The organism is Archangium sp. (genome assembly GCF_036388035.1).
Taxonomy (GTDB): Bacteria; Myxococcota; Myxococcia; order Myxococcales; family Myxococcaceae; genus Archangium.
Genome location: NZ_DASVSO010000646.1, coordinates 1 through 10,561, shown reverse-complemented (window position 1 = coordinate 10,561; position 10,561 = coordinate 1). Strand labels below are relative to the sequence as shown.

Sequence of the window (10,561 nt, the reverse complement as noted above, 5' to 3'; positions counted from 1 at the left end):
GTATTGAGTTCTGGAAAGGCAAGAGGCGCGAAAGCTACACTTCGCGTGAACCTGGAGGACGCATGACGGCCCAGCGGAACGTGTCCATGGATGAGGCGCGCACCACCACCACCAACTTCGCGCTGCTGCGCTTCCTCAAGCAAAGCCCTGGAATCGAAACGGCTTTGGACTTCGTGAACTACTGCCGCAGGGTGGGCGGGGACACGTACTTCCTGGCCCGGTGCCAGGAGTTCGGGTTGGATCCGAACGAGCTGTGCACCGCCCGGACGGCGGAAATCACCGACTGGGTGTGGATGGACCCGGAGGGCTTCGAGTACCCACCCCTCCTCGCCGCCGTGAGCTGAGCCCTACCCCACCCGGGCGAGGGCCAGCCGGCCCTCCCAGCGCTCCTCGAGCGCCTTCACCAGCCCCTGGTGCTCGGAGGCCTCGAGCCGGGGATCCCTCGCGAGGATCCGCCGCGCCTCCTGCTGCGCCAGCGAGAGCAGGTCTCCATCCCGCGCGAGGTTCGCCACCGCCAGCTCGGGCAGGCCGCTCTGCCGCGTGCCGAGGAACTCGCCCGGGCCGCGAATCTCCAGGTCCTTCTCGGCGATGACGAAGCCGTCGCTGCTGTGCTCCATCACCCCGAGCCGCTCCGAGGACTCCATCGACGAGCGCGCCAGGTTGGCCACGAGGTAGCAGTAGCTCACCGCCGCCCCACGCCCCACCCGGCCGCGCAGCTGGTGGAGCTGTGACAGGCCGAAGCGCTCGGCGGATTCAATCACCATCACCGAGGCGTTGGGCACGTCCACGCCCACCTCCACCACCGTGGTGCAGACGAGGATCTGGATGCTCCCGGCGCGGAAGGCATCCATCACCAGGTCCTTCTCCTCGGGCTTCATCCGCCCGTGGAGCAGGCCCACCTCCACGCCCGGGAACACCTGCCGCAGCTTGTCCGCCCCGCGCGTGGCGTCCTCCAGGTCCAGCTTCTCCGACTCCTCCACCAGCGGGTACACCACGTAGGCCTGGTGGCCCTTCTGCACCTCGGACGCCACCGACTCGTACACGCGCGCCCGCTGCTTGTCGTTGAAGACGCGCGTCTTCACCGGCGTGCGGCCCGGCGGCAGCTCGTCGATGACGGACACGTCCAGGTCCCCGTACAGCGTCATCGCCAGCGTGCGCGGAATGGGCGTCGCCGTCATCACCAGCACGTCCGGGAACACGCCCTTGCTCATCAGCGTTTGCCGCTGGAGCACGCCGAAGCGGTGCTGCTCGTCGATCACCACGAAGCCCAGCTTCTCGAAGGCCACGCCCTCCTGGATGAGCGCGTGCGTGCCCACCGCGAGGTGGATCTCCCCGCGCGCCACCGCCTCGCGGATCTCCCGCTTGCGCCTGGCCGGCCCCGACGCGCTCACCAGCGCCACCTTGAAGCCCAGCGGCTCCAGCAGCTTGCGGAAGGTGCGCTCGTGCTGCTCGGCGAGGAGCTCCGTGGGCGCCATCACCGCCACCTGGTAGCCGTCCTGCAACGCCAGCAGCGAGGCCACCACCGCCACCGCCGTCTTGCCCGAGCCCACGTCGCCCTGCACCAGCCGGTTCATCGGCTCGGGGTGGCCCATGTCCTCGCACAGCTCCCCAATCACCTTCGACTGCGCGCCCGTGAGCTGGAACGGCAGCGCCCCGCGCGCCTTCTCCAGGCGCGGCGCCGACACGTCGAAGGTAATCCCCTTCTCCGCCTTCACCCCCTGCCGCTTGAGCCCCATGCCGAGCTGCAGGAAGAACAGCTCGTCGAAGGCCAGCCGCCGATGCGCCGGGCTCAGGTGCCGATCCAGCATCTCCGGATCCGCGTCCCCCGGGGGGAAGTGGATGAAGCGCAGCGCCTCTGGCAGCGTCATCAGCTCCAGCTTCTTGCGCAGGCCCTCGGGCAGGGGCTCTTCCAGGTTGTCCGCGTAGGACTCGCTCACCACCGAGGCCAGCTCCCGGAACGAGCGTTGGTCTCCCCGCTCGAAGCCCGGGTACACCGGGACGATGCGGTTGAAGTGCACCGAGGAGCCCTCGAGATCCTCGGCCGGCTCGATCTCCGGGTGGGCCATCTCGCGCCCCGACAGCGACGCGCGCACCTCGCCGGACAGCACCAGCCGCTTGCCCACGGGGAAGCGCTGCTTGAGCCACGGGCCCGCGTTGAAGTACGTGGCCGCGATGCTCCCCGAGCGATCCGCCACCACCGCCCGGAAGTAGCGCTTGCCCGTGCGGCCCGGCACGAAGTCGGCCATCTTCACCTCGCCCACCGTCACGCCCCGCTCTCCGGGCATGAGCTCGGCGATGGTCTGCAGCTTGCGCCGATCCTCGTAGCAGCGCGGCAGCAGGAAGAGGATGTCCCCCACCCGCCGCAGCCCCTTCTTGTTCAGCGCCGCCAGCAGCCGCGGGCCCAGCCTCTTGCCCATCGTCTTGAGCGGAATGGCCAGCGGCCCCGAGCGAGGGGCGATCGACAGCAGCTTCGCCTCCGCGCGCGACTCCTCCTGGCCCTTCGCGGTGCGCTTCTTCCGCTTGCCGGCCGGCTTCTCCTCGGGCGCCGGGGCCGGGGCCGGCTTCACGCGGGCGGCCGGAGCGGCGGGCGCTCTCGCCGGGGGGATGGCGTGGGCCGGAGCGGAGGCGAGCATGGGCCCGTTGGGCCTTCGGACGGCACCCGGGCGGGGCGCCTGGGGCGACAGGTAGCCCTCCACGACCGCTCGCGGCGCGTCGGTCCGGGTGCCCGGCGGCGGAGGCACGGGGGCCGTGGACTTCCACTCGGGCACGCGCTCGGGGAGCGCCTCTCCCCGACCCTCTCCCGAGGAGGCCGCGGCGGTGGGCTCCAGGGGAGACGAGGTCGCGACCTGGGCGAGCTCCTCGGGCAGGGAGACCCCGCTCAGCTTCAGTCCCGCCACCACGCGCCTCAACGCGGCCTTGCGGCGATCCGGCGTCGGGTGGTCCACGTGCGGCAGCGCCGCCCGGAGGTGCTTCAGGGCTTCCGCGTCCACGCCCGTGGCGCCCGCGATCGCGCGCTCCAGCAGACCCCGCAGGTCCTTCACCGTGGACAGATGGGCGAAGTCACCGCGGCAGGCATAACGCAGGGGACCGACGAGGCTGGCGAGCGGGTGGTTCACAGAGGGGATCCGAGCGCTTCATCCTAAGGCGCATTCGTCCCATCGCCATGAGAACGACACAGGGGAGCGAGCTGATGCCCGCTCCCCCGCCCGGTCGGCCTCGTGGTGGGCTCAGCCCTCCTGCGACGCCTCGTCCTGGGGATCTTCGAAGCGGATCTCCTGCACTTCGAACTCGCGCACGCCGCCAGGGCTCTGCACGGTGGCGACGTCGCCCACCTTCTTGCCAATGAGCGCCCGCGCCACCGGCGAGGTGACGGCGATCCACCGCTTCTTCAGGTCCGCCTCCAGCTCGCCGACGATCCGGTAGGAGACGGGCTTGTCCGTCTCCACGTCCACGAGGTCCACGGTGGCGCCGAAGACGACCTTGTCCCCGCCCAGCTTGCTGGTGTCGATGACCTCGGCCCGGGCAATCCAATCGTTCAGGTCCAGGATGCGACCCTCGATGTGGGACTGCTTCTCCTTGGCCGCGTGGTACTCGGCGTTCTCGCGCAGGTCCCCGTGCGCGCGCGCCACCTCGATCTCCCGAGAGATCTTCCCGCGCTCGACGGTCTGAAGGTGCTTCAGCTCCGCCTTCAGCTTCCGCAGACCCGAGGGGGTCATCGGAATGTTCCCGCTCCCACTCATCGACACTGCTCCTTCCCACGCCAAAAGGTGAACGCCGAGGCTCCAAGCCGCCCTGCTGACGATGGCGGCGGCCGGGCCGAAAGGGAAACTGTAGGAGACGTTTGACTGCTGGGTCAACGAAACCCGCGCGTCGCACAAGCGACAACGTGACTCCCGCACGCCCGGCCCGCCCGACTTCTTTCTGGCATGCTGCCGCGCCGTGCTGTCCATCCAGGAGCTGCGCGCGCTCGGCGCGTCATTGTCCAGCGGGGCCTTCCGCCGTCAGCTCGGCCCCTTCGTCCTCATCCAGCGTCCCCCGGGCCGTACCACCGAGGTGCTCGCCCCCACCCGCGTGGCCTCGCCCGAGGACATCGAGCGGGGCATGGTCTCCCTGCTCTTCGAGTTCGAGGACCTGCTCGTCACCACCCTCCCCCCGCTCGTGGGCTCCGAGGAGCTGGCGGTGGGCCGGCTGCCCGACTGTGAGCTGATGATCGACGACGCCTCGGTGTCCAAGCGCCACGCCGTGCTGCGCTGGAACGAGCCGGAGCGCCGCTGCACCGTGCGAGACGTCGGCTCCACCAACGGCACCTTCCTCAACGCCAGCTCGCTCGGCACGCGCGAGGCGACGCTGAAGGACGGGGACATCCTCAGCTTCGGCAACGTTCAGTTCTGGTACCTGCTGACGGAGACGTTGCACGCCCGGCTCGCGAGCTCGAGGTCCGCGAGGCCCCACTCGCGCAACGGTTAGAAGCGGCCGGCCGCCTGGTTCTTGCGGGCCGTGGAGAAGGCCCCGCGCAGCGCCTCCACCGCGCCGCCCACCTCGCCCGCGTACTGCACGGCGTGGATGGTGTAGAGGTCCTGCACCTCCTCCAGGCGGCGGAACACGTCCTTGAGGCTCGTGCGGTCCCTGGACTCCAGGGCGCACCGCGCCTCCTCGTCGCGCAGCCGCTGCAGCCAGGTGGTGCGGAACTCCACCCACTGCCGGTCCGCCTTGTTGGCGGGCGTGGTGCGCACCAGCTTCTCGCGCTCGGCCTCGAGCTCCGACCAGAAGCGGTCCGCCGCGTCGAGGCACTCGCGGTAGGACAGCACCGGCTCCGCGGAGGGCTTGCGCTCCGGCGTCATCGCCGCCACCGAGCGCGACACGCTGATGATGATGGCCAGGCAGAAGGCGGACACCACGGCGATGTAGAGGCCGTAGGCGGCGGCGCGGAAGGGGCGGTAACGGGAGTCTTTCCGGGGATCGGGCTCGGACACGGGCCCCCGTCTTACGACCGCGAGCCCCCCATGGCAACGCCCAGGTGGGGCCGAGCGTCTCCCACGGGCGCTCCCGGGCCCGGAAACGGCGAAGGGCCCGGGCACATGTGGCCCAGGCCCTTCTTGGTTCCGTGGGGACGCGGGGACTACTGCGGCGCGGGCTGGGCCGTGATGGCCGGAACCGAAATCGGAACCGGGACCACCACGGGGGCCGCGGGCTGGGCCGCGGGCTGGGCCGCCGGAGCCGCCGCGGTCGCCGCGTCTCCGCCCTGCTGCATCCGGCGCACCGTGGCGATACGGCCGCGGAACTGCGGGATGAACTCGCTGGCCGGATGCTGGGCCACGCCGTCATGCGCCATCTGCATCGCCTTGTCGAGCTGGTTGGTCTCCTGGAGGGACTGCGCCAGGAGCAGCATCGCGTAGTCGCGGTTCTTGGCCTTCCTGTCGTTCTCGACGAAGCGCGAGAGCAGCGGCACGGCCAGGTCGTGCTTCTTCTCCATGTTGTAGGCCACGCCCAGGAAGAACGAGGCGTCCAGGAGCTGCTCCTGCGGCGGGTTCATCGCTACGAAGCGCGACATCTCCTCGATGGTGGCCTTCATGTCGTTGCGGCGGAAGGCCGTCTTGCCACGCTCGAAGGCGGAGTCACCAATCTCCCGGCGCAGCTGCGCCGCCTTGTCGGTGAGGGCCTGGCGCTCCAGGGCCGTCAGCTTCGAGGTGTCGAGCTTCACCAGCTCGTCCACGCCCTTGAGGCGCTCGTCACCCGGCAGGGTGGTCATCAGGCGGAAGACCTCGGCCGCCGCGCGCTGGGAGGTCTGCATCGCGGTCGCCTCCGTGCGCTGCTTGTCGAGCTGCGCCGACAGCTCGGCCACCGTCTTCTCCAGCCGCTCGCGCTCCGCGCCCGCCGTGGACGTCCGCGCCGAGCTGACCACCACCGCGCCCGCCACGCACAGCGCCGCGAAGATGGCGTACGCCACGCCCGAGGAGAGGAACTGCCGCTTCTGGAGATCCTCGTGGCGCTTGCCGATGGCCTTCACCTCGGCATGCAGGTTCTTCAGCAGGCTGTCCGTCTTGATCACGAGGTTGCGGGCCTCGATGACCTCCTTACGGATCTCGCTCAGTTCCTTGTTGCTCTGCTCCGGCTTCGTCTCAGCAGCCATGGACATCTTCCTATTGGGCCCGGAAATGATCTCGGCCTCTTCACGCATCGTCAGGGGCTCCCATCGGGCGGGTCGTGGAGTTTCGACACCCGTCATGTGTCGGCCCCGGAAACAGGCCTCGAGCCCCGATGAATTTCCGGTACATTCTTCGAGGGCAGGGGGCCAGGGAAGCGGCCCGTTGCTAGGGCGAGGAGAACGGGCGGGTCGGATCCGGCGCCAGCAGGTACGTCACCCCGAGCGCGAACCAGTTGCCGCCCCCGTTGTACGAGGCGAGCTGGGCGAACTCCGTCTTCGTGTTGAAGGCGCTCTGGCCGCGGACGAAGGCCAGGCGGTACTCGGCGGTGAGGCCCCAGTGGGCGGAGAAGCGGAAGGTCGCCCCCACGGTCCCCCCCCAGGTCTGGGTGAGGATCTCCTTGCGCCCTACCCCCTCGGCCATCGAGTAGGCGAGCGTGGGACCCGTCTGGAGGCCCACGAAGGGCACCACGCCCTCGGGCGTCAGCAAGTCCAGCAGCGTCTGGAAGCGCAGGCCCACCAGGGCGCCATAGGTGACGTTGGTGAGCGTGGGCGCTCCCGTGAGCCGGAGCTGCTCGCCGGTGGCGAAGAGATCGATGCCCAGCTCGATGAAGTCCGTGGCGGCGTAGGCGAAGGAGCCCGCGAGGAAGGGCCCGCCCGGGGAGTCGGGGGCGCGCTGCACGCCCTGGAAGCCCGGCAGGGCGTAGAAGCTGTCGTAGAAGGTGTCGTTCGAGGACACCCGCCAGCCAGCCTGGATGGAGATGCGCCCCACCCCGTTGAGCGGCGCGAGCTCCTCCTGGGCGGAGGCGCTCCCGGCGGCGAGCAGGAACGCGAGGAAGACGAGACGACGCATCGGTCAGGAGTCCTTCAGGCGCAGCGCGACTGTCAGTCCGCCCCGGTGCTACAGGGTGGGGGCGCACCGTAGCAGTGAAGCCTGGGGGGTCAACTTTTCGGGCCGGGAGGCCGCAGCGCGCGCCGCTCCAGCTCCAGCAGTGGCACCTCGAGCACCACCACCGTGCCGTGGATGCAGGAGGGGTGGAAGTCGGCCGCGTCCAGCTCGCCGAGCAGCGCCCGCAGCTTGCCGTCGCTGAGCTGGCCCTCGGCATGGCGCGCGGCATGGCAGGCCAGCACGCGCAGGGCCTCGGCGAGCGACACCGCGTCCAGCGCCGAGCCGGACGGCGGCAGCGCGCGAGCGAGCGCCTCGAGCAGCGCCCGGGCATCCGCCCCCACGAGCGCGGGCGGCAGCGCCTTGAGGGCCAGGGTGGTGCCGCCGAAGGGCTCCACCTCCAGCCCCAGCCGGGCGAGCGCCTCGCGCCCCTCCACCAGCGCCTTGGCCACCGACACCGGCAGCTCCACCGTGGCGCCGAAGAGCGTGGGCACCGGCGGCTTGTCCTGCTCCAGCGCGCGCTGGAAGGTCATCAGCCGCACCCGCTCCAGGGCCGCGTGGGCGTCGAGCACCACCAGCGTGCCGCCGGGGCCCTCGCACACGTGGAAGCGCTCACCGAGGACGCCCATGGGGCGCAGCGCGCCGAAGTAGCCCGGTGGAGGAGCCTCGTTGAGCTGGGGCTGGGCCTGGCCGAAGGCGGGCGAGCGCCCCGGGGGCAGCGGGAGGACGGGCGCGAAGGAGGAGCCGGGCGGGGGCGTGGAGCCGGGGGCGAAGGGAGATGGGGCGGGCCCGGGAGCGTCCTGGGTGCCCGGGAGCGGCAGCGGCCCACCCCAAGAGGCCTCCTGGGCGCGGGTGAGGAAGCGCTCCACCGCCATGGCGTAGTGGGCGGCCTGCCGGGGCTGCTCGGCAGAGAGCCCGTCCCCCTTGCTGTTCAGCCAGGGCGCGGCCCGGAGCGCGCGGACGATGGCGGCGTTCACCGTGTCGCCCACGCCCTTGGCGTCCGCGAAGCGCACCTCGAGCTTCTGCGGGTGCACGTTCACGTCCACCGCCCGGGGGTCCATGTCGATGAACAGCACCACCACCGGCTGGCGCCCGGCGGCGAGGAACTCCTGGAAGGCGCGCTGGATGGCGCTGTTGAGGCCCCGGTCCCGGATGTAGCGGCGGTTGACGAAGGTGTAGATGCCGCGCGCGTTGGGCAGGGTGTACTCGGGCGAGGCGATGTGCCCGGTGACCGTCACCCCCAGCCGCCGCTCCTCCACCGGCACGAGATGCGGGTGCACCCCCGGCCCCAGCGCGGCGGCGATGCGCTCGCGCGGGTCTCCCGGGCTCGCCGGGCTGGTGAAGAGCTGCTGGCCCGCGTGATCCACGAAGAAGGACACGTCCGGGTGCGCCAGCGCGAGCCGGATGACCGCCTCCTCGGCGTGCTGGAGCTCGGTGGACTCCCGGCGCATGAACTTGCGCCGTGCCGGCGTGTTGAAGAACAGGTCCTCCACGGTGATGACGGTGCCCACCCGAGGCGGCGCGTCCTCCACCACCGGCTCGGCTCCCCCCTCCACCACCACCCGGGTGCCCACCTCGGCGTTGGGCTCGGCCGTGTGCAGCGAGAAGCGCGACACCGAGGCGATGGCCGGCAGCGCCTCGCCCCGGAAGCCCTTGGTGTTGATGGTGAACAGATCGTCGAGCTGGCGCAGCTTGCTGGTGGCGTGGCGCTCCAGGCACAGGCGGGCGTCCTCGCGGCCCATGCCGTGCCCATCGTCCGAGATGGTGATGCGGCCGAGCCCGCCCTTCTCCAGCGACACGCGCACGGTGCGGGAGGCGGCGTCGATGGAGTTCTCCACCAGCTCCTTCACGACGGAGGCGGGGCGCTCGACCACCTCACCGGCGGCGATCTTGTTGATGAGGGCGTCACTGAGAAGGGCGATACGTGCCATGGGAGGTCACATCATGCGCAGGACCCGTGGAGTTGGCCAGCAATCCTGACGCATCGCGGCTGACAACGTGGGACTTCTGAGCTATCACGCCCCCTTCCGTATGGAAGCAACTCAGGCGAGCAAAGGCGGACTGCGCGTCGCGGTGACGGGCGCGGCGGGAGACTTGGGCCGGCTGCTGCTGCCGCTGCTCGAGAGCGATCCCGATGTGGAGAGCATCCTGGTCCTGGACGTGGCCAAGCCCGCCGGAGACAAGGTGGACTTCCATCGCGTGGACCTCACGCGCCACGACGCCGAGAGCGAGCTGTCCGACGCGCTCTCCGAGCTGCCCGTGGACATCTTCTACCACCTGGCCTTCCTGTACGGCCCGGTGCGCGACGGCTCGCTGGCGCACGAGCTGGAGGTCATCGGCACGATGAACGTGCTGAGCGCGGTGGGACGGGTCCGGGTGCCGAGGTTGATCGTCCCCTCGTTGACGGCGCTCTATGGGGCGCGACCCCAGCACCCCGCCCTGCTGGGCGAGGAGACGCCGCTGGCGGGCTGTCCCGGCAGCCGCTTCGTCACGGACAAGGTCGAGGTGGAGAAGCAGGTGCGCGGCTTCCGCGAGCGCCACCCGGAGACGCGGGTCATCGTGCTGCGCTTCGCACCGATGTTCGGCCCGAGGATGAACAACCCGGCCACGCGGATGCTGGAGCACCGGGTGGTGCCCACCCTGCTGGGGTTCGATCCCTTGTGGCAGGCGCTCCACGAGGAGGACGCGGCGCGGGCGCTGTACCAGGCGCTGAGCGCGAACGCCGAGGGCGAGTTCAACATCGTGGGCCGAGGGGTGCTGCCGCTGTCGGGGCTGATCCGCCAGGCGGGCGCGCAGCCGCTGCCCCTGCCCGGACCGCTCTACCGTGCGGCCCTGAAGACGATGACGACGCTGGGGGGACCGGGATTCCCCACGGCCCTGCTCGACTACATGCATTACGGGTTGGTCGCCGACGGTGAGCGAGCGGAAGAGGAGCTCGGCTTCATTCCCATGTTCCACGCCCGGGACGCCGTGGCGGCGATGCGGAGGAGTTGATCATGGCGACCAAGGGTGTGCTCGGGAACGATCCGTTCCAGCGGGGCGCCGCACAGCGTCCCTCGGAGTCCAAGCCGGCCGGCACGGCGCCCACGCAGGAGCCGAAGAAGGCCCACGCCGCGCCCGTGAAGAAGGCCGCCCCGGCCAAGGCCGCGAAGAAGGCGCACGGGCCGAAGGAGAAGCCCGCGACCAAGGCCGCCGCCGCGCCGAAGCCGGTGGCACCGAAGCCCGCCGCGTCGAAGCCGTCGGGAGCGCGTGCGAAGAAGGCGGAGCCGTCTCGGGCCGAGGGTGCGAAGCCCACCGCCAAGGGGAAGACCGAGGCGCCAAAGTCCACCCTGCCCGAGGCGAAGACCCGCCCGCCCGCCGAGGCGGACATCGCCGCCAGAGCCACCACGCCGGGCGTCCCGGCCGAGCCGACGCGAGCCGAGGCACGCGCGGAGGAAGCGGAGCTGCTGGAGCGAGCCGCGGAGGCCCTCGCGACCTCGGAGGCAATTCGGGAGTTGGAGGAGACCCTCAGCGAGGTGCTGCCCACCACCGGG

Annotated in this window: 9 protein-coding genes and 1 pseudogene; 4 read left to right on the top strand and 6 right to left on the bottom strand. The window is 70.9% G+C overall.

The window, feature by feature from the left end; genetic code table 11:
- The first annotated feature begins 62 nt into the window (after positions 1–62).
- Positions 63–344 (top strand): hypothetical protein, encoded by a 282-nt coding sequence (locus VF697_RS26530; RefSeq protein WP_331099511.1) that lies wholly within the window; start codon positions 63–65, stop codon positions 342–344.
- Positions 345–347: 3 nt separating this feature from the next.
- Here the strand turns inward: VF697_RS26530 and recG are convergent, their stop codons facing one another.
- Both recG and greA read right to left on the bottom strand, forming a co-directional pair.
- On the bottom strand, positions 348–3,116 hold the full coding sequence (recG, locus tag VF697_RS26525; RefSeq protein WP_331099510.1) for an ATP-dependent DNA helicase RecG: 2,769 nt from the start codon (positions 3,114–3,116) through the stop codon (positions 348–350).
- Between the two features lie 111 nt (positions 3,117–3,227).
- Positions 3,228–3,740: a transcription elongation factor GreA gene (greA, locus tag VF697_RS26520; RefSeq protein WP_331099509.1), complete on the bottom strand. Its 513-nt coding sequence runs from the start codon at positions 3,738–3,740 to the stop codon at positions 3,228–3,230.
- Between the two features lie 199 nt (positions 3,741–3,939).
- Between greA and VF697_RS26515 the strand changes: the two genes are divergently transcribed.
- A complete protein-coding gene (locus VF697_RS26515) occupies positions 3,940–4,467 on the top strand; it encodes an FHA domain-containing protein (RefSeq protein WP_331099508.1) in 528 nt (175 codons plus the stop codon).
- Here the strand turns inward: VF697_RS26515 and VF697_RS26510 are convergent.
- From VF697_RS26510 to mutL, 4 genes are all read right to left on the bottom strand, one after another.
- A complete protein-coding gene (locus VF697_RS26510; RefSeq protein ID WP_331099507.1) occupies positions 4,464–4,973 on the bottom strand; it encodes a hypothetical protein in 510 nt (169 codons plus the stop codon). The genes VF697_RS26515 and VF697_RS26510 overlap by 4 nt on opposite strands.
- A gap of 146 nt (positions 4,974–5,119) precedes the next feature.
- Positions 5,120–6,130, bottom strand: a complete 1,011-nt coding sequence (locus VF697_RS26505; RefSeq protein WP_331099506.1) for a hypothetical protein — start codon at positions 6,128–6,130, stop codon at positions 5,120–5,122.
- A gap of 181 nt (positions 6,131–6,311) precedes the next feature.
- The gene (locus tag VF697_RS26500; protein WP_331099505.1) at positions 6,312–6,995 is read right to left on the bottom strand and encodes a hypothetical protein; all 684 of its coding nucleotides are present in this window, start codon (positions 6,993–6,995) and stop codon (positions 6,312–6,314) included.
- A gap of 89 nt (positions 6,996–7,084) precedes the next feature.
- Positions 7,085–8,959 carry a DNA mismatch repair endonuclease MutL gene (gene mutL, locus VF697_RS26495; RefSeq protein ID WP_331099504.1) on the bottom strand — a complete coding sequence of 625 codons (1,875 nt, stop codon included), beginning with the start codon at positions 8,957–8,959 and terminating at the stop codon, positions 7,085–7,087.
- A gap of 100 nt (positions 8,960–9,059) precedes the next feature.
- On the opposite strand from mutL, the gene VF697_RS26490 reads away from it, so the two are divergent.
- Positions 9,060–10,022 carry an SDR family oxidoreductase gene (locus VF697_RS26490; protein WP_331099503.1) on the top strand — a complete coding sequence of 321 codons (963 nt, stop codon included), beginning with the start codon at positions 9,060–9,062 and terminating at the stop codon, positions 10,020–10,022.
- 2 nt (positions 10,023–10,024) lie between these two features.
- Positions 10,025–10,561 (top strand): annotated as a pseudogene (locus VF697_RS26485) (hypothetical protein); the annotation flags it as partial.